Source organism: Micromonospora sp. MA102 (assembly GCF_025460765.1).
Classification (GTDB): domain Bacteria; phylum Actinomycetota; class Actinomycetes; order Mycobacteriales; family Micromonosporaceae; genus Micromonospora; species Micromonospora halotolerans.
Genome location: NZ_JAMWEG010000007.1, coordinates 34,884 through 52,291 on the forward strand (window position 1 = coordinate 34,884; position 17,408 = coordinate 52,291).

16 protein-coding genes are annotated in these 17,408 nt (G+C 73.5%); 8 read left to right on the forward strand and 8 right to left on the reverse strand.

Annotated features, from left to right (window positions below):
* Window positions 1–188 precede the first annotated feature (188 nt).
* The 3 genes from NFX44_RS15765 to NFX44_RS15775 are packed head-to-tail and all read left to right on the forward strand — an operon-like array spanning window position 189 to window position 3,690.
* Window positions 189–1,517: an MFS transporter gene (locus tag NFX44_RS15765; protein WP_262284309.1), complete on the forward strand. Its 1,329-nt coding sequence runs from the start codon at window positions 189–191 to the stop codon at window positions 1,515–1,517.
* Between the two features lie 45 nt (window positions 1,518–1,562).
* Window positions 1,563–3,200 carry a SpoIIE family protein phosphatase gene (locus tag NFX44_RS15770; protein WP_262284310.1) on the forward strand — a complete coding sequence of 546 codons (1,638 nt, stop codon included), beginning with the start codon at window positions 1,563–1,565 and terminating at the stop codon, window positions 3,198–3,200.
* Window positions 3,201–3,249: 49 nt separating this feature from the next.
* Window positions 3,250–3,690 (forward strand): ATP-binding protein, encoded by a 441-nt coding sequence (locus NFX44_RS15775; protein ID WP_262284311.1) that lies wholly within the window; start codon window positions 3,250–3,252, stop codon window positions 3,688–3,690.
* A 14-nt stretch (window positions 3,691–3,704) separates the two neighbouring features.
* On the opposite strand, the gene glpK is transcribed toward NFX44_RS15775, so the two are convergent.
* The 8 genes from glpK to iolC form a co-directional block, all read right to left on the reverse strand.
* Complete coding sequence (gene glpK / locus NFX44_RS15780; RefSeq protein ID WP_262284312.1) at window positions 3,705–5,222, reverse strand: glycerol kinase GlpK; 1,518 nt, start codon at window positions 5,220–5,222, stop codon at window positions 3,705–3,707.
* A gap of 68 nt (window positions 5,223–5,290) precedes the next feature.
* Window positions 5,291–5,608: an NIPSNAP family protein gene (locus NFX44_RS15785; protein WP_262284313.1), complete on the reverse strand. Its 318-nt coding sequence runs from the start codon at window positions 5,606–5,608 to the stop codon at window positions 5,291–5,293.
* A 63-nt stretch (window positions 5,609–5,671) separates the two neighbouring features.
* Window positions 5,672–6,766 (reverse strand): hypothetical protein, encoded by a 1,095-nt coding sequence (locus NFX44_RS15790; protein ID WP_262284314.1) that lies wholly within the window; start codon window positions 6,764–6,766, stop codon window positions 5,672–5,674.
* Window positions 6,763–7,329, reverse strand: a complete 567-nt coding sequence (locus tag NFX44_RS15795) for an RNA polymerase sigma factor (RefSeq protein ID WP_262284315.1) — start codon at window positions 7,327–7,329, stop codon at window positions 6,763–6,765. The genes NFX44_RS15790 and NFX44_RS15795 overlap by 4 nt, the downstream gene beginning before the upstream one ends.
* 45 nt (window positions 7,330–7,374) lie before the next feature.
* A complete protein-coding gene (iolD, locus tag NFX44_RS15800) occupies window positions 7,375–9,219 on the reverse strand; it encodes a 3D-(3,5/4)-trihydroxycyclohexane-1,2-dione acylhydrolase (decyclizing) (RefSeq protein ID WP_262284316.1) in 1,845 nt (614 codons plus the stop codon).
* Window positions 9,219–10,115 (reverse strand): 5-deoxy-glucuronate isomerase, encoded by an 897-nt coding sequence (gene iolB, locus NFX44_RS15805; RefSeq protein WP_262284317.1) that lies wholly within the window; start codon window positions 10,113–10,115, stop codon window positions 9,219–9,221. Before iolB ends, iolD begins: the two co-directional genes overlap by 1 nt.
* Window positions 10,112–10,999 carry an aldolase gene (locus NFX44_RS15810; protein WP_262284318.1) on the reverse strand — a complete coding sequence of 296 codons (888 nt, stop codon included), beginning with the start codon at window positions 10,997–10,999 and terminating at the stop codon, window positions 10,112–10,114. The genes iolB and NFX44_RS15810 overlap by 4 nt, the downstream gene beginning before the upstream one ends.
* Window positions 10,996–11,979, reverse strand: a complete 984-nt coding sequence (gene iolC, locus NFX44_RS15815) for a 5-dehydro-2-deoxygluconokinase (protein WP_262284319.1) — start codon at window positions 11,977–11,979, stop codon at window positions 10,996–10,998. Before iolC ends, NFX44_RS15810 begins: the two co-directional genes overlap by 4 nt.
* 189 nt (window positions 11,980–12,168) lie before the next feature.
* Here iolC and NFX44_RS15820 point away from each other — a divergent pair, with 189 nt between their 5' ends.
* The 5 genes from NFX44_RS15820 to NFX44_RS15840 all read left to right on the forward strand — a co-directional run bounded on the left by NFX44_RS15820 (window position 12,169) and on the right by NFX44_RS15840 (window position 17,406).
* The gene (locus NFX44_RS15820; protein WP_262284320.1) at window positions 12,169–12,906 is read left to right on the forward strand and encodes a GntR family transcriptional regulator; all 738 of its coding nucleotides are present in this window, start codon (window positions 12,169–12,171) and stop codon (window positions 12,904–12,906) included.
* Window positions 12,907–13,060: 154 nt separating this feature from the next.
* On the forward strand, window positions 13,061–14,458 hold the full coding sequence (locus tag NFX44_RS15825) for an extracellular solute-binding protein (protein WP_262284321.1): 1,398 nt from the start codon (window positions 13,061–13,063) through the stop codon (window positions 14,456–14,458).
* Between the two features lie 4 nt (window positions 14,459–14,462).
* A complete protein-coding gene (locus tag NFX44_RS15830; protein WP_262284322.1) occupies window positions 14,463–15,380 on the forward strand; it encodes a carbohydrate ABC transporter permease in 918 nt (305 codons plus the stop codon).
* Window positions 15,377–16,249 carry a carbohydrate ABC transporter permease gene (locus NFX44_RS15835; RefSeq protein ID WP_262284323.1) on the forward strand — a complete coding sequence of 291 codons (873 nt, stop codon included), beginning with the start codon at window positions 15,377–15,379 and terminating at the stop codon, window positions 16,247–16,249. Before NFX44_RS15830 ends, NFX44_RS15835 begins: the two co-directional genes overlap by 4 nt.
* Entirely contained in the window at window positions 16,249–17,406 is a 1,158-nt protein-coding gene (locus tag NFX44_RS15840; RefSeq protein ID WP_262284324.1) for an ABC transporter ATP-binding protein, read from the forward strand. Before NFX44_RS15835 ends, NFX44_RS15840 begins: the two co-directional genes overlap by 1 nt.
* Window positions 17,407–17,408: the final 2 nt, after the last annotated feature.

Genomic DNA, 17,408 nt, shown 5'->3' on the forward strand with positions numbered 1-17,408 from the left:
GCCGTCGCACGCCTGTCACCGACTTTTCACAAAGCTCTTTCCTGCCCTTTTTTCGAGCCGGGTTCGCCATGTCGTGAGGCCGACGTCGGACCCTGACCCCGACACTTCCACCGGGGGTCGGCCGGTTCGATTTCTGCCCTGGGGCGATTTCGTTGTGGAGCGCGGCCCCGGTCGTGTCGGGTGGCCACATGCCCCCGGACACCGCGCCGCCCCGCTTTCCGCGATCCTCGCCCTACTGGCCGGTGGTGAGTCATCCGCTGCTGCGCCGGGTCCTGCCCGGGCTGGCGGTGTCCGCCCTGGGTGACGGCATGGCCCTGGTCGCGGTTACCTGGCTGGCGTTGCAGCTCGCGCCCCAGGGCCAGCGGGGCACGTGGACGGCCGTCGCGGTGGCGGCGTACACCCTGCCCAGCGCCGCCGGCACCCTCGTCTTCGGCCGGCTCCTGGCCGGCCGGAGCGGGGCGCAGCTCGCCGGCTGGGACGCCGTCCTGCGCGCCGGCGCCCTCGCCGCCATCCCCGCCGCCCACCTCGCCGGGGCGCTCACCATCGGCGTGTACGTGGCCCTGCTCGCCGCCTCCTCGCTGCTGCACTCGTGGGGTTCCGCCGGACGCTTCACGCTGATCGCCGAGCTCCTGCCCGAACGGGATCACCTGCCGGCCAACGCGGTGCTCGCCATCATGGGCCAGGCCGCCACCATCGCCGGCCCGCCGCTGGCGGGCATCCTCATCGGCGCGGCCGGGCCGGTGTGGGTCCTCGCGCTCGACGCGCTCAGCTTCGCCGTGCTGGCCCTCACCTACCGCCTCGCCGTTCCCGTCGGCAGGCGCGCGGCGCCGACGGAGGCGACCCCGTCGCGCACGGCCGGCTTCGGCGTCATCCGCGACCACCGGGCCCTGCGCGGCCTGCTGGCCGTGACCTTCGGGTTCTTCCTGCTCTTCGGCCCGTTCTACGTGGCCATGCCCGTCCTGGTCACCGAGGAACTGGGCGGCTCCGCGACGACCCTCGGGCTGTACTACACGGCGTTCGGCGCCGGTAGCCTCCTCGGCGGCCTCGCCACCGGCCACCTGCGCCGCTGGCCGCTGTGGCCCACCGTCATCGGCATCGTGGTCGGGTTCGGCGCCGCCATGCTGCCGCTCGGCCTGGGCGTGCCCGTCGGCCTCTCGCTGCCGGCCTTCGCCCTGGCCGGCCTCCTCTGGGCCCCCTACACGTCCACGTCGATGGCGCTGTTCCAGCGCAGCGTCACCGGCGCGAGGCTCCCGCAGGCCCTGGCCGCTCACGGCGCGGTGGTCGTGCTGGCGGTGCCACTCGGCACCATGCTCGGCGGCCCCCTGACGGCCGCGCTCGGCGCCCGGCACACCCTGCTGCTGTGCGCCGCGTTGACGATCGCCCTCGGCACGGTCGCCGCCGGGCTCGCCCGCCCGCGCCGCCGACCGCTCCCGACCGGCGACGAGCCGGCCGGGTCCGGCCCGGCGCCCGAGCGGCGGCTCCGCCCGGACGACGCCGTAGGCTCGGGCACCCCCTGAGCCCAGCGCCCCACCGGGGTGTGGGGGTGGGGCTATGGTCGGGCGGTGGATGAGCTGTTCGAGCCGGCAGGGACGCTGCGCTCGGCGTATCGCGAGGTGGACTGGGCGTCCACGTCACTGGGCCCGGTACGCGACTGGAGTCCGACGTTGCGTGCGGCCGTCGACCTCACCCTGCACTCCCGGTTCCCGGTGACGTTGTTCTGGGGCCCGGAGTTCGTCATGGTCTACAACCAGGCCTACGTCGAGTTGATCGGGCAGAAGCATCCGGCCGCGCTCGGCGCCCCCGCGGCGCGGGTGTTCGCCGAGATCTGGGACGTCATCGGGCCGATGCTCCGCTCGGTATGGTCGACCGGGCGCGCGACCTGGACGCGGGACATGCGGCTGCTCATGGACCGGCACGGCTTTCCCGAGGAGTGCTTCTTCACGTTCTCCTACTCCGCGGTCCGCGACCCGGACGGCCGGGCCGAGGGCGTGATCGACATCGCGACGGAGACCACCACGCAGGTGCTGTCCCAGCGGCGGCTGATCATGCTGGTCGGGCTCAGCGACGCCCTCAGCGGCCTCGAGGACCCGGCGGAGATCCTCGACCGGGCGCTGCGGGTGCTGCGCACCGATCCGCAGGACCTGCCGGACGTCGACATGCTCGTCCCGGACGCCGCCGGCGACGCCGGGCGGCCACCGCTGCCCGCGCTGCCGTCGACGATCCTCCGCGACGGGGACTTCGCGCTGGAGACGACGGCCGACGTCCCCGTGATGCGGATGCGCCTGCCGGGCCTGGCACCGTCCGCGGAGACGGTCCTGGTGGCACGGCTGAGCCAGCACCTGCCCCTCGACGACGGCTACGTGGGGTTCGTGCGGCTGCTGGGCGCGACGGTGGCGCAGGCGCTGCAGCGGGCCCAGGCGCGCCAGGCCGAGCGGCGGGTCGCGATCCTGGAACGGGACCTGTCCGAGCGGCTGCAGCGCAGCCTGCTGACCCCACCCGCCCAGCCGCCCGGGACCGAGGTGGCGGTCCGCTACCAGCCGGCGGCGGAACGCGCGCGGATCGGCGGCGACTGGTACGACGCGTTCCTGCTGCCCGACGGCGCCCTCACCCTGGTGATCGGGGACGTGGCGGGCCACGACCAGCAGGCCGCCGCGGCCATGGCGCAGATCCGCAACGTGCTCCGCGGGGTCGCGTACACGGCGGGGAAGCCGCCGGGCGGGGTGCTGGAGGGCCTGGAGGCGACGACGCGGGGCCTGGGCGTGAACGCGTTGGCGACCGCGGTCCTGGCCCGGCTGGAGCAGGACGAGGAGCAGGCCCGCACCGGCGTACACACCCTGTCGTGGTCCAACGCCGGGCACCCGCCGCCGGTCCTGGTCACCCCCGACGGGACCGCGACCCTGCTGCGCACGCCGCCGGAGATGCTGCTCGGCGTCCAGGCCGGTGTCGCGCGCGGCGACCACCGGGTCACCCTCGCGCCCGGTAGTGCCGTCGTCCTGTACACCGACGGCCTGGTCGACCGGCGCGACGCGATCATCGACGACGGGTTGGCGGAGCTGGTGCGGAGCCTCACCGGCCGGCAGGGGTCGACCGCCGAGCAGCTCTGCGACGAGTTGCTGGCCCGCTTCGCCGCCAGCAGCGACGACGACATCGCCCTGCTCGTGCTGCGGATTCCGCCGGCGCCCGCCGGCCCACCGGGGTAGGCCGGGGCGACGCTGGCGGATAATCGGAATGCAGGTAGCCTCTTTTCCCATGGGCGGTTCCGGACCGCCGGCCGACATCAATTCCACGGGGGCCGGGCACGCGCGACGTGAGACGTCGTCGCTGCTCTCCCGGGCCTTCACCGCGGCCAGCATCACCGAGCTGCGGCATGCCGTCGCCGCGGCCGTCGCGGCGGCGGGGCTGACCGGGGAGCCCGCCGAGGACTTCGTCCTGGCGGTCCACGAGCTGGCCACCAACGCCGTACGCCACGGCGGCGGCACGGGCCACCTGCACCTGCGGCGGCAGGGCGACCTCCTGCTCTGCGACGTCGTCGATCACGGCCCGGGCATCGGCGCGCCGCCGATCCGGCAGGTCCCCGGGGACGCGGCGGGCGGCCGGGGCCTCTGGCTGGCGGACCACCTGGCCGACTCGCTGAGTCTTCGCCGCCGCGTCGACGGCCTGACCGCCACCGTCACCATCACGCTGCGCTGACCGGACCGGCACCCTCAGTCGACGTCGACCCAGTCGAGGGTGCGGCCGACCGCCTTCTTCCACCGGGCGTAGCCGGTCTCGCGCTGCTCCGGCGACCAGGTCGGCTGCCAGCGCCGGCTCTCGTTCCAGTTCTCGCGCAGTTCGTCGGTGCTCTTCCAGAACCCGACGGCGAGCCCGGCCGCGTAGGCGGCGCCCAGGGCGGTGGTCTCGGCGACCACCGGGCGGCTGACCGGCACACCGAGGATGTCCGCCTGGAGCTGCATGCAGAGGTCGTTGACGGTGACGCCACCGTCGACCTTCAGGCACTCCAGGGGCACCCCGCAGTCCTGCTCCATGGCCTCGGCCACGTCGCGGCTCTGGTAGCAGATCGACTCCAGGGTGGCCCGGGCGATGTGCGCGTCGGTGTTGAACCGGGACAGGCCGACGATCGCGCCGCGGGCGTCGGAGCGCCAGTACGGGGCGAACAGCCCGGAGAACGCCGGCACGAAGTACACGCCGCCGTTGTCCTCGACCTGGCGGGCCAGGATCTCGCTCTGGGCGGCGCTGCTAATGATCTTGAGCTGGTCGCGCAGCCACTGCACGGCCGAGCCGGTGACCGCGATCGAGCCCTCCAGCGCGTAGACCGGCGCCTCGTCGCCGAACTGGTAGCAGACCGTGGTGAGCAGCCCCGCCGTGGACCGCACGATGTCGGTGCCGGTGTTGAGCAGCATGAAGTTGCCCGTGCCGTACGTGTTCTTCGCCTCGCCCGGCGCGAAGCAGACCTGCCCGACCGTGGCGGCCTGCTGGTCGCCCAGGTCGCCGGTGATCCGGACGGGGCTGCTGAACGGCCCGTGCGGAACCGTGCTGCCGTACGCGCGCGGGTCGGAGGACGGCCGGATCTCAGGCAGCATGGCCCGCGGGATGCCGAAGAACGACAGCAGCTCGTCGTCCCAGTCGAGCGTCTCCAGGTTCATGAGCATCGTGCGGCTGGCGTTGGTGGGGTCGGTGACGTGCACGCCGCCCTCGGTGCCGCCGGTCAGGTTCCACAGCAGCCAGGTGTCGGTGTTGCCGAAGACGGCCTCGCCGCGCTCGGCCGCCTCCCGGACCCCGTCGACGTTCTCCAGGATCCACTGGATCTTCCCGCCGGAGAAGTACGTCGCCGGCGGCAGCCCCGCCCGGCGCCGGATGACGTCGCCCCGGCCCTCGCGTTCCAGCGCCGAGGCGATCCGGTCGGTGCGGGTGTCCTGCCAGACGATCGCGTTGTAGTAGGGCCGGCCGGTCCGGCGGTTCCACACCATCGTGGTCTCGCGCTGGTTGGTGATGCCGAGCGCGGCGAGGTCGGAGCCGGCCAGGCCGTGCTCGTTCATCGCGGTCTGGACCACCGTCTGGGTCCGTTCCCAGATCTCCAGGGGATTGTGCTCGACCCAGCCCGCGCGCGGCAGGATCTGCTGGTGTTCGAGCTGGTGGCGGCCGACCTCGTTGCCGCCGTGGTCGAAGATCATGAAACGGGTGCTGGTGGTGCCCTGGTCCACGGCGCCGACGAAGTCAGCCATGCGGGGGTCTCCTCACTGCGGGCGGCGCGGGCGTCATCGTGAACCGTAGGAAACGTCCCGAGGCCGGGTCAACGAGAGTCGGCCGGCAGGAGTGGGCGCATGAAGGTGCGTTCGTAGCGCAGGACGCAGCCCGACTCGTCGCGGATCCGGTCGGCCGCCACGAACTCCGGGTCGTCGCCGAACCGTGCGCGGTAGCGCTCGTACGCCGCCAGGCTCTCGAAGCTGAACAAGGCCTCGGCCCGGTCGCTGGCTCCCTCGGCGGGCAGGAAGTAGCCGTGGTGCACGCCACCGTGCTTGGCCACCAGCCGCATCCACTCGCGGGCGAAGCGTTCGAACGCCTCGATCTGCGCGGGGTCGACGGTGTAGTGCACGACGCAGGTGATCACGACATCCACCCTACGGGCGGGGGGGGGGGGGCGGCCCCCCCCCCACGGCCGGGACAGGGAGTGTCAGTCGCAGCCCAACGCCTGATCGTAGCCGCGCGGCACGTCCCCGGCGGCGACCTTGTCCGCGGTCTCCCAGAACACCTCCGGCCAGTCGCCCTCGTCGTTCATCTGGTGCAGAACCTGCCAGTTGTGGCTGCTGCGCAGCGCGTCGGCGGCCCGCCGGAGGGCGGCGTCGTCGCCGGCTCGTTTCGCCCGCTGCCATTCGGCGATCCAGGCGCAGCCGATCCGGGACGTCACCTGGGCGCCGAACTGGTAGGCGTCGTTGGTCCCGAGGCCGGCCAGCGCGGCCTTGTCGAAGTCCGGCGGCAGGGGAATGTCGGCGAGCACGACGGTGGCCCGCTCGTCCACCCGCGCCGGCGTGACGATCTCCGGCGGGAGCGCGGCCAGCCAGGTCCGCACGTCGACGCGGACGACGTGGGTGAGGGTCCGGTCGAACTCCGTCCGGTTCGCGCCGCTGGCGCGGAGTTCGACGAAGACGCCGTCGCGGGGGCGGAGCATGACGGCGAAGTCGTCCGAGCGGTAGCGGAACAGGTCACCGGACCACCCGTCGACCTTCACCGCCTCCGGTGCGCTGACCTGGCGCCGGTCCGCGTGGTAGCCGGCGTACTGGTCGGCCGGGTACCAGTTCATGTCGAGCTGCCGTCCGCCCTTGCGGAACGCGATGGTGCCCTGCTTCTCGGCGAACCCGTAGACGGTTGTCACCTTCCACCCGGGCTCGTCGATGAGCAACCGCGGGTTCCGCTCGGCGGCCTGCAACGCCACCGGCGAGAAGGCGACCGAGGTGGTCGGTCCGGCGGTGGTGGGGCCGACCGTGTCCGTGGGAGCCGCCTGGCGGTCGTCCGGAGGCTGGCCGTGGACGGTGACCACGGCGAGCACGCCGACGAGCGCGGCGGCGGCGGTCAGCGGGCCGGCGAGGCGGCGGACCAGGCCGCGACGCGGCCGGGAGCGGGGCTGCGGTGCTTCGGCGACGCGGTCGGGCGTCGGCTCGGACATGATTTCCTCCAGGAGGGCCTGCTTCGCCCCGTCGAGGCCTCCGATGAAACCGGGCCGGTAGGGGTCGGCGTCGCGGACCAGCCGGTCGACGTGCTCCTCGGTCATCTGCCCTCCTTCGGGGCGGGTGCGGTCAGGACGTCGAGTACATGTCCGGGTGGGCCGAGGTCGTCACCGACGAGTTCACGGAGCCTGGCCCGCGCCCGCGAGAGGCGGGTACGCACGGCGGCCGGGCTCACCCCGAGGACCTCGGCCGCCTCGCGCGGTTCGAGTCCCTCCCAGACGGTGAGCAGCAGCACCTCCCGGTCCAGCTCCCCCAGCCGGTCCAGCGCGGCGCGGACGGCGAGCCGTTCCGGCACCTCGCTGCCCGGGTCGCCGACGAGCACCGCGGTGATCCGCTGGCGTAGCCGCTCCCCCAGCCGCTGCCGGCGTAGGCCGCCGCGGTGGTGGTTGGCGAGCACGCGGCGGGCGACGCCGTAGAGCCAGAGCCGGGCCTCGCCGTCGGCCGGCAGGTCCCGTCTTCGGCGCCAGGCGACCAGGAAGGTCTCGGCGACGACGTCGGCCGCGTCCTCGGGCTGCGCGACGCGGCGCAGGGCGTACGCCAGCAGCGGCCCGAAGTCGGCCGCGTAGACGCGTCGGAAGCGTTCCTCGTGCTCGGTCCCGGAGCTCACGTCCGTCCCATGTCCGGTCGGGCCCCCATCGTGACAGGGAATCCGTCAACCGGGACGGAGGTGGGTGCGCCGGGTCTTGCGTCCCGCCTCGTACGCCGCCCGGGCGGCCCGCCCCTCCACGGTGGTCGAGACCTCGGCGACCGGCACGTCCCACCAGGCGCCGCCGTCCGGTCCGGCCTCGAACCGGTCGGTCCGCACGTGCACCACGGTGGTCCGGGTGGCCGCGGTCGCCGTCGCCAGCGCCGCGCGGAGCTGCGCCATGGTGGACACCCGGATCAGGTCGGCGCCGAGGCTCGCCGCGTTGGCGCCGAGGTCGATCGGCAGCGGCTCCCCGGCCCGGTCGGCGTAGGCGGTGCCGAGGCGATGCGCGCCGACGCTCTCCGACAGCCGGCCGATCGACGCGAAGCCGGAGTTGTCGACCAGCACCACGACCAGCTTGACGCCCTCGGCGACCGCGGTGGCCAGCTCGCTGGGCAGCATGAGGTAGGACCCGTCGCCGACCAGCACGTACACCTCGCGCTCCGGCGCGGCCAGCTTCACCCCGATCCCGCCGGCGATCTCGTAGCCCATGCAGGAGTAGCCGTACTCGACGTGGTAGCTCTTGGGGTCCTCGCTGCGCCACAGCCGGTGCAGGTCGCCGGGCATCGACCCGGCGGCGCACACCACCACGCCGCGCGGGCCGGCGGCGTCGTTGACCGCGCCGATCACCGCGGTCTGGGTGGGCGGACCGTCCGGGTCGGCGTGCCGGGCGCGGTCCGCGACGGCCGCCCACCGCTCGCGCAGCCGGGTTACCGACTCCCGGTACGCCGGCTCGGTGGCCCAGCCGGCGCAGGCCTCGCCGAGGGCCGTGAGGCTCTCCCGCGCGTCGCCGGCGACCTGCGTGCCGGACAGTTTCGCGGCGTCGAAGCGGGTGACGTTGAGGTTGACGAACCGCGCGCCGTCGCCGAACAGGGTGCCGGAGGCGGTGGTGAAGTCGCTGTAGCGGGTGCCCACCCCGATGACCACGTCCGCGCCGGCCGCGATCTCGTTGGCGGCGCTGGTGCCGGTGACGCCGACGGCGCCGAGGGCGAGCGGGTGGTCGTGCCGCAGCGCGCCGGTGCCGGCCTGGGACTCGGCGACCGGCACGCCGTGCTCCTCGGCGAACCGGCGCAGCGCCTCCGTCGCCCCGCTGTAGATCACCCCACCGCCGGCCACCAGCAGCGGCCGGCGTGCCGCCCGCACGATCCCGGCCGCGTGGGCCAGCGCCGCCTCGTCGGCGCGGGGTCGCGGCACGTGCCAGACCCGTTCGGCGAACAGCTCGTCCGGCCAGTCGTACGCCTCGGCCTGCACATCCTGCGGCAGGGCGAGGGTGACCGCGCCGGTCTCCGCCGGGTCGGTGAGCACCCGCATGGCGGCGAGCAGCGCCGCGGGCAGCTGCTCGGGCCGGTTGATCCGGTCCCAGTAGCGGGAGACCGGCCGCAGCGCGTCGGTGACGCTCACGTCGTAGGAGCGCGGGTCCTCCAGTTCCTGGAGCACGGGGTTGGCGACCCGGGTGGCGAAGATGTCGCCGGGCAGGAGCAGCACCGGCAGCCGGTTGATGGTGGCGCCGGCGGCGCCGGTGACCAGGTTCGTCGCGCCGGGCCCGATCGAGGTGGTGCAGGCCAGGGTGCTGAGCCGGTCGGTCATCCGGGCGTACGCGGCGGCCGTGTGCACCATGCCCTGCTCGGTGCGGCAGAGGTGGTACGGCAGGTCGGCGCCGGCGGTGGCCAGGGCCTCGCCGAGCCCGGCGACGTTGCCGTGGCCGAAGATGCCGAAGCAGGCCGGGATGAGCCGCTGCCGCCGCCCGTCGCGCTCGGAGAACTGCCGTGCCAGGAACGTCACGACCGCCTGCGCCACCGTCAACCTGGGCATCACGCCTCCTTCGTCGCGGGCCGGGTCAGCGGCAGCCGCGGGTCCACCGGCTGGCCGGCCCAGCTGCCCCGGATCCACCCGTGCCGGGGATCGTCCACACAGGCCATGGTCCGGGCGGCCCCGGGTCCGGCCAGCACGTTCAGGTAGTAGAGGTCGTAGCCCGGGGCGGCCATCGACGGCCCGTGGTAGCCGTACGGGACGAGCACCACGTCGCCGGTGCGCACCTCGGTCAGCACGTCGACGGGCCGGTCGGCGTGGCCGTAGACCCGCTGGTAGCCCACCGGACCCTCGCCGGGCGCGCCGCCGGCCACCTCGAAGTAGTAGACCTCCTCCAGCGCGGCCTCGACCCGCCCGTCGTCGTACGCCCGGTCCTGCTCGTGCTTGTGCGGCGGGTACGACGACCAGTTGCCGCCGGGCGTGAGCACCTCCACGGCGACCAGCCGGTCGCAGTCGAAGGCGTCCGGGGCGCAGAAGTTGTTGACCTGCCGGCTGGCCGGGCCGGCGCCGCGCAGTTCGACCGGCACGTCCCGGGCCGCGCCGTAGCGGGGCGACAGCCGGCGGGTGGCCCGGGCCGACGGCAGCGCGAAGCGTCCCGCGCCGCGGATCGTCACGTCGGCGTCGCGGGGCAGGTAGGCGAAGTCGGTGACCGCGGCGAACACCGACGTCCGGCCGGTCAGGGCGATTCGCAACCCGTCGCAGTGCACGGTGGCGGCGCCGGCCAGCGGCAGGACCAGCATCTCCTCGTCGCCGGTGGTGAAGCTGACCTCGCCGCCGGAGGGCAGCGTGAGCACCCGCAGCCCGGCGTAGGTCCAGCCGGCCCGTTCGGGGGTGACCTCCAGCGCCCACGGCGTGCGGGCGGTGCCGCCCCAGGGCAGGTGGGCGTCGGGGGTCCTCACGCGTCCTGCCCGGTGGGCAGCAGCGACCCGGCCAGGTCCACGGCGGCGGCCACGTCGTCGTCGGGCGGGTAGAGCAGCGCCCGGCCGACCACCAGGCCGCGCACGCCGGGTAGCCGCAACGCCCGCGACCACCGCGCGTACACGACGTCCGGCGCCTCCACCGGGTCGCCGCCGAGGAGCAGGACCGGCAGCGTGGTCGCGGCCATCACCCGCTCCATCTCGTCGACGGCCGGCAGCTTCAACCAGGTGTACGCGCTGGTCGCGCCGAGCGCCTGCCCGACGCTGACGCCCTTGATGACCGCCTCCGGGCGCAGGTCGGCGCTGACCCGGCCGCCGTCGCGGGCCACCCAGAGCGGTTCGACGAGGGCCACGGTGCGGTGCGCGGCGAGGGCGGTGACCGCCTGGGCGCAGGCCTGGAGGGTGGAGGCGGTGGCCGGGTCGTCCGGGTCGATCCGGCAGAGCATCTTGCCGCCGTCGTAGCGCATCGCGGCGATGCTGTCGGCGTCGTAGGCGGTGAACCGGTCGTCGAGTTCGAAGGTGGCGCCGGAGAGGCCGCCGCGGTTCATCGAGCCGATGGCCAGGCGGTTCTCCAGCGCCCCGAGGAGCAGCAGGTCCTCCAGGATGTCCGGGGTGCCGAGCACGCCGTCGACGCCGGGCCGGGACAGCGCCACGCGCAGCCGGTCGAGCAGGTCCACCCGCCCGGCCATGGCCATCGGCCGGTCGCGTACGCCGAGGGCGCCGCGGGCCGGGTGGTCGGCGGCGATGACGAACAGCGGCCGGCCGGGTTCGGGCCAGGGCCGGCGGGTACGGCGGGCGGCGGCTTCGGCGATCGCCTGCGGCCGGTGCGCGCGGGTGCGGGTCAGCGCGTCGTACTCGGTGCTCACCGGTCTTCTCCTGTCAGGGCGGCGGTCGACGGCGCCGGACGCGACGCGGCGTCCCCGGCCAGCGCCGCCGTCTCGGCGTAGTCGGGCATGGCGGCGGAGCAGGCCAGTCGGGAGGCGACGATCGCGCCGGCGGCGTTGGCGAAGCGCATGGTCCGCTCCAGCGGCCAGTCGCGCAGCAGCCCCAGGCAGAGCGCGCCGCCGAAGGCGTCGCCGGCGCCCAGCCCGTTGACCACGTCCACCGGCACCGGCGGCACCCGTACGCTCTGCCCGGCGGTGCGGGCCAGCACGCCCTCCGGGCCGAGCTTGACCACGGCGAGCCGGGGCCCGCGTTCGAGCAGCAGCTCGGCGGCCCGGTCCGGGTCGCGGGTGCCGACCGCGATCTCCACCTCGTCGAGGTTGCCGACGGCGACGGTGACCCGGGGCAGCGCCTCGGCGACGGCCGCGGTCGCGGCCGCCGGGTCGGGCCAGAACATCGGCCGGTAGTCGAGGTCCAGCACGGTGTGCGGGCGGCCGGCCCGGGCGGCGAGCGCGGCGGTGTGCGCGTCCCGGCTCGGCTGCTGGCACAGGCCGGTGCCGGTGAGCCAGAAGACGCGGGCCGCGGTGACGGCGTCGAGGTCCAGCTCCTCGGGCCGGATCTGCAGGTCGGGGGCCGTGGGCGTGCGGTAGAACCACAGCGGGAAGTGGTCCGGCGGGAAGATCTCGCAGAAGGTGATGGGGGTGGGCAGCCCGTCGACCGGGCGGACCTGGCTGTCGTCCACACCGAACTCGCGCAGCGCCCGGTGCACGTAGCCGGCGAAGGCGTCGGCGCCGGTGCGGGTGATCAGGCCGGCGCGCAGGCCCTGCCGGCTGGCCGCGACCGCCACGTTGGTGGGGCTGCCGCCGAGGAACCTGCCGAACGTCTCGACCTCGGCCAGCGGCGTGGCGACCTGCAACGGATAGATGTCCACCCCGACCCGGCCGATGGTGAGCACATCGAGCATGCGGCGCCCTCCGTCCCGGCCGGCGTCGGCGTGTCCGCCAGCTCGATTCCGTCCCTGATTGGTAACAGTGCCTACGAGTTGTGTCAATGTGTTGTCATGACAACCGTGCTCTGCGCTCCGTGATCACTTCGGTACAGTGGCGCGCATCAGCACTCCCCGATCCCGCGCAGCCGCAGCGAGGAGGATTCCGTGACCGGCCCCGAGATCGCGGTCGACCGCAGCAGCCCGGTCCCGCTCTACTTCCAGGTCGCGCAGCAGTTCGCCGCGGCGATCCAGCGCGGTGAGCTGGCCCCGGGTGACCGCCTGGACAGTGAGTTGCAGCTGGCCGACCGGCTGGGGCTGTCCCGGCCCACCGTGCGGCAGGCCATCCAGCACCTGGTCGACAAGGGACTGATCGTCCGCCGGCGGGGCGTGGGCACCCAGGTGGTGCGGGGCGAGGTCCGCCGTGCCGTCGAGCTGACCAGCCTGCACGACGACCTGGTCCGCGCCGGCCAGCGGCCGTCCACCTCGGTGCTGGAGCTGGCCACCGTGGCCTGCCCGCCGGCGGTCGCCGCCGCCCTCGGCGTGCCACCCGGCGGCGAGGTGCAGCACCTGCGCCGGCTGCGGTTCTCCGACGGGGAACCGCTCGCGCTCATGGAGAACTGGCTCCCGGTCGACCAGCCGCGGCTCACCATGGCGGCCCTGCAGGCCGACGGCCTCTACGCGATCCTGCGTGCCGGCGGGCGGCGGGTCCGCGGCGCCCAGCAGCGGATCGGGGCGCGGGCCGCCACCGCCGCCGAGGCGCAGATGCTGGGCGAGCGGCGCGGCGCGCCCGTGCTCACCATGACCCGCACCGCCTACGACGACCAGGGCCGATACGTCGAGCACGGCGCGCACATCTACCGGGCCAGCCGCTACTCCCTCGAGGTGACCGTCGCGGAGCGGTGACGGTGGATGTTTCGCGCTCATTTCAGTGACAGGTATTTACGTCGTCAGGCTGTCATGACATTGTGGCCGCAAGCACCGCCGGCGGCGGACGTGCGGCCGGCGGGGCGACCCCACGAGTCTCTTCGAAGTTCCTCCTTGCGAAGGGAAACAGCCCATGTCAGCCAATCCGAGACGCGCCGCCGGCGTGCTCGCCGCCTTCACCGCCGTCGCCCTCGCCGCCACGGCCTGCGGCGGCTCGGACGAGCCCGCCGGTAAGGACGCCAAGAACATCACCCTCACGATCTCCGCCAACTCCATCGTCGGCGGCAAGAACTCCGCCGGCGCGGAGTGGATCGAGAAGTGGGTCATCCCCAAGTTCGTCGAGGCGCAGAAGGCCAAGGGCGTCACCGCCAAGGTGACGTTCGTGCCCAGCGGCGTCGACGACGAGGTGTACAAGACCAAGCTGGCCCTGGACCTGCGCTCCAAGGGCGGCGCCGACGTGATCGCCGTGGACGGCATCTGGGTCGGCGAGTTCGCCCAGGCCGGCTACCTCAAGCCGCTGTCCGAGGTGGCCGGGAACCAGGTCGACTCCTGGGAGGGCTGGTCCCAGATCCCGGAGACCGTGCAGGGCCTCGGCTCGTTCGAGGACAAGCGCTACGGCATCCCGCTGGGCACCGACGGCCGGGTCCTCTACTACAACAAGAAGCTCTTCGCCCGGGCCGGCCTGCCCGCCGACTGGCAGCCGAAGAGCTGGCAGGAGATCCTCGACGCCGGCGCCAAGCTCAAGGCGCTGCCCGGGGTGACCCCGATCCAGATCAACGCCGGCACCGCGATGGGCGAGGCCACCTCCATGCAGGGCGCGCTGCCGCTGCTGGTCGGCGCGGGCGGCGAGATCTACAAGGACGGCAAGTGGGCCGGGGCCACCCAACCGGTCAAGGACATGCTCGACTTCTACACCAAGGTCTACGGTGGCGGCCTGGGCGACCCCAAGCTCCAGCAGGAGGCCAAGGGGCGCGACAAGTCGTTCGCCGAGTTCGCCGCCGGCAAGATCGGCATCCTCGGCGAGGGTGACTACTTCTGGCGCAGCGTCATCAACCCGAAGGACGGCATCGCCAAGATGGCCGACCGGGACACCACCGTCGGCTTCGCGATGATCCCCGCCAAGCAGCCCGGCGCGGGCATCCGCGGCCAGGACTTCGTCAGCATGTCCGGTGGTGGCGTCCGGGTGCTCAACCCCAACTCCAAGTTCCCCTCGCAGGCGTGGGAACTGCTGTCCTTCATGCACTCGGCGGAGGGCGTCAAGGCCGAACTCGCGGGCGAGAAGCGGATCACCGCGCGCAGCGACGTCAACAAGGAGGTCCTCGCGGGCGACCCGATGCTCAGCTTCATCACCGAGAAGGTGCTGCCGGTGACCGCGTACCGGCCGCCGCTGGCGGTGTACCCGCAGGTGTCGGTCGCGCTCCAGGAGGCGACCGCCGCGGCCGCCTCGGGCAAGAGCGCCGACGAGGCGGCCACCGCGTACCAGAAGAAGGTCGAAGGGATTGTCGGTGGCCCAGGTAACGTCACCTCCTGACCAGGTGGTGGAGGGGAGGCGCCCGGACACGGGCGCCTCCCCGGCCCCCGACGCCGCCGGCCTCGGCCGGGCCCGGGCCACCGGGTTCCTCGTCCCGGCCATGGTCCTCATCCTGGTCTTCCTTGTGGTACCGGCCGCCTGGACGATCTACCTGGGCGTGACGAACTACCGGCTGACCGGCCTGGCCGCCGCCCATCCCGAGGTCGTCGGCCTGGACAACTACACCCAGGCCCTGGGCGACGAGCGGTTCACCAACTCGCTGCTGCTCACCCTGCAGTTCGTCCTCGGCTCGGCGGTCATCGGCCAGGCCGGGCTCGGGTTCGCCATCGCGTTCGCGCTGCGCGACCGCCGCGGCCCGCTGCGCCGGGTGGTCGAGGGGTTCGTCCTGCTCTCCTGGATCCTGCCCAGCTCGGTGGTCGCCTTCCTCTGGATCGCCCTGCTCGACCGGGACGCCGGCACGCTCAACGCGCTGCTCGGCATCCCCGGGACGGCCTGGCTGCTGGACCACCCGATGCTGTCGATCATCCTTTTCAACACCTGGCGCGGCACCGCGTTCTCGATGATGCTCTACGCCGCCGCGCTGGAGAACGTCCCCCGCTCGCACCTGGAGACCGCCCGGCTGGCCGGCGCCTCGACCTGGCAGCAGCTGCGCGACGTGGTCTTCCCCCGCATCCGCGGGCACGTGCTGACCAACCTGCTGCTGATCAGCCTCTGGACGTTCAACGACTTCGCGCCGTTCCTGATCACCGCCGGCGGCCCCGAGCAGCGCTCGGAGATCCTGCCGGTCTACGTCTACAAGGTGGCGCTGTCCGGCGGCGAACTCGGCTTCGGCGCCGCCATCTCGTTCATCATGCTGCTGATCAACCTGGTCATCGCGCTGGTCTACCTGCGCATGCTGGGCCGGCGGAAGGAGGCGGCGTGACCACCGACACGGCGACCGCGCCCACCACCGGGTCGACCCGGCCCACGGTCGCGGTACGCCACCTGCTCGCCCAGGTCGGCCGCTACACGTTCCTCTGCGCCGTGCTGGGCTTCTTCGCACTGCCGCTGCTGTGGCTGGCCACCGCCCCGTTCGACGACACTCCGACGGTCACCGCCTCGCTGCCGCGGTTCACCCTGGACAACTTCCGCGCCCTGCTGGACAACCCGTACGCGCTGAGCTCGCTGCTCAACTCGGTCTACCTGGCCGCCGGCACCGCGGCGCTGGTGGTGATCTTCGCGGCCCTCGCCGCGTACGCGCTGAGCCGCGTGCGGGTGCCCGGCCGCGACGCGCTGCTGTACGGGTTGCTGCTGCTGTCCTCGATCGTCACCGGCACCGCCACCATGGTGCCGCTGTTCGAGCTGGCCTTCCGCCTCAACCTGATCGACTCCCGGCTCGGCGTCATCCTGATCCTCAGCGGCGGGCTGCTGCCGGCGGCCATCTTCATCCTCAAGGACTTCATGGACTCCACCCCGACGTCCTACGAGGAGTCGGCCCGGGTCTTCGGCGCCAGCCCGTTGCAGATCATGCGGCACATCGTGGTGCCGCTGGTCCGTCCCGGCCTGGCCACCGTCGGGGTCTGGGCGGTGGCCAACGTCTGGGGCAACTTCCTGGTGCCGTTCCTGCTGCTGCGCGGGCCGGACAAGGCGCCCGCCGCGGTGATCATGTACACCCTCTACACCGAGGGCGGGCAGGCCGACCTGCGGCTGCTCTCCACCTTCTCGCTGCTCTACTCGCTGCCGGTGGCGCTCATGTTCGTCTTCGTCAGCAGCCGATACGGGTTCCGCTTCCACGGAGGGATCAAGCGCTGATGTCCGCCATCACCATGCGCGAGCTGACCAAGGTCTACCCCGGCGGGGTACGTGCCCTGGACGCCCTCGACCTGGAGATCGCCGACGGGGAGTTCTTCGCCCTGCTCGGCCCGTCCGGCTGCGGCAAGACCACCCTGCTGCGCACGATCGCCGGCCTGGAGGTCGCATCCGGCGGCAGCGTGCGGATCGGCGAGCGGGACGTCACGAACCTGCCGCCGGGCAAGCGCGACGTGGCCATGGTCTTCCAGGACTACGCCCTGTTCCCGCACATGACCGTGCGGGACAACATCGCCTACCCGCTGCGGATCAAGAAGGTCGACCGGCGCAGCCGGGCCGGCAAGGCCGCCGACACCGCCGACGAACTCGGCCTGTCCGGGCTGCTGGAACGCCGCCCGGGGCAGCTCTCCGGCGGCCAGCAGCAACGCGTCGCCCTGGCCCGGGCGATGGCCTGCCACCCGCAGGTGTTCCTGCTCGACGAGCCGCTGTCCAACCTCGACGCCCGGCTGCGGCTGGAGGCCCGGACCTTCCTCAAGCGCCTGCAGCGGGAGCTGGGCGTCACCACCGTCTTCGTCACCCACGACCAGGCCGAGGCGCTCGCGCTGGCCGACCGGATCGCGGTGATGGAGGGCGGCCGGATCCGCCAGGTCGGCACCCCCACCGAGGTGTTCCGCCGCCCCGCCAACACCTTCGTCGCCGGCTTCATCGGCTCCACCCCCATGAACCTGATCGACGCGCGGGTGCGGGGCGACGAGCTGGCCGTGGCCCGGGCCCGGCTGCCGCTGCCCGACGACGCCCGCGACCGGGTCTCCGACGGCGAGCGGCTGGTCTACGGCATCCGCCCCGAATACCTCGACTACTCCCCCACGGCGGTCCCCTGCGCGCTGACCGGCGAGGTCGTCGTCGTGGAGAATCTCGGCAGCGTCTCCCTGGTCTCGCTGGACGTACCCACCGACGACGCCGAGGCGGGCGACGGGGCCGGCGACCCGGGCCGGACCAGTGTGCAGGTCGTGGTGCCCGAGGGCGGCGAACCGGAACCGGGCGACACCGGCTGGGCGGTGCCCCGCCCCGGCCGGTCACTGCTCTACCGGGACGGGAACCTGGTCACCGCCGCCGCCGGCGTACCGGCTCCCCGGGCCGACGCGGCCGTCCGGAGCTGACC